The 1243-nt window shown below is 43.9% G+C and carries 1 protein-coding gene; it reads left to right on the top strand.

Annotation, left to right across the window (positions count from 1 at the left end; all coding sequences use genetic code 11):
• Nucleotides 1–62 precede the first annotated feature (62 nt).
• Nucleotides 63–1213, top strand: a protein-coding gene (locus tag M9196_RS23210; protein WP_171731981.1) for an IS3 family transposase whose coding sequence is annotated in 2 segments (ribosomal slippage) — nt 63–306 and nt 306–1213 — 1152 coding nt in all. Because the reading frame shifts where the segments join, the coding sequence is not laid out codon by codon here.
• Nucleotides 1214–1243: the final 30 nt, after the last annotated feature.

Raw genomic sequence — 1243 nt, forward strand, 5'->3', positions numbered from 1 at the left:
TGATCCGCACCAGAAGTTTTGGACACTGAGTTAAGTGAGTACAATCACTAACGAGGTGAACAATGACAACTAAGAAAACACGAATTAAACATGCTCCTGAATTTAAAGCCGAAGCGCTTAAGTTAGCAGAGAAAGTCGGTGTCGCTGCCGCCGCACGACAGCTTTCACTATATGAATCTCAAATTTATGGGTGGCGTAAAGCCGTCAAAAAAGATGCGAAAATCAGCGATAGAGAAAGAGAACTCGCCACTGAAAATGCCAAGCTCAAGCGATTATTAGCAGAGCAAGCTGAAGAGCTAGATATCGTAAAAAAGGCCGCCACCTACTTCGCGAAAAATCTAAAATAGATTGCTATGAGTTTATGCTCGAACACCTGATGCAATATAGGATTGTCCGTATGGCTAAGGTGTTTGGGGTTTCTCGAAGTGGGTTTTATTATTGGATTGATAATCGCCATAAAGTCACTCAACGCAACGAGCACCGCAAGCAGCTTGATAACAAAGTTCGAGAAGTCTTTGATGATAAAAAGGAACGCGACGGTGCAAGGCGCATTCAAAAAGAACTTGAGGCAAATGGTAATAAGCACGATGTAAAAACCATTGCCGCGAGCATGAAGCGCCAGAGCTTAGTCGCGAAGGCCGCCCGTAAGTTCAAATGTACGACAGACAGTAAGCATAGACTTCCTGTAGCCCCGAATTTGCTTGAGCAAGACTTTAATGCGACAGCACCAAACCAAAAATGGGCTGGAGATATCACTTATCTAGCGACAAGCGAAGGCTGGATGTATTTAGCCGTTGTTATCGACTTGTACTCACGGCAAGTAGTTGGTTGGTCAATGAGTACCAGAATGACCGCAACTCTGGTCTGTGATGCGCTATCAATGGCATTGTTCCGCAGAGGCATGCCAGAAGAAGTGATTATCCATAGTGATAGAGGTAGCCAATATTGTTCAAAAGACTACCGCGACTTAATCGCAGCTCATAATCTAAAGCAAAGTATGAGTAGGAAGGGAAATTGCTGGGACAACGCTTGTGTTGAAAGCTTTTTCCACTCAATGAAAGTAGAAGCCGTCCAATACGAGCCGATAATGACCCGAGAAGAGATGCGTCAAGCACTCTTTGAATACATCGAAGTTGATTATAATCGAACAAGAAGGCACAGTGCTCTTGGGTATCTAAGCCCAGTTAACTTTGAAAAACAATATGTCGCTTAATGCGGTGTCCAGTCTTACTGGAGCAGATCA

Origin of the sequence: Vibrio methylphosphonaticus (genome assembly GCF_023634655.1) — a bacterium.
GTDB classification, from domain to species: domain Bacteria; phylum Pseudomonadota; class Gammaproteobacteria; order Enterobacterales; family Vibrionaceae; genus Vibrio; species Vibrio methylphosphonaticus.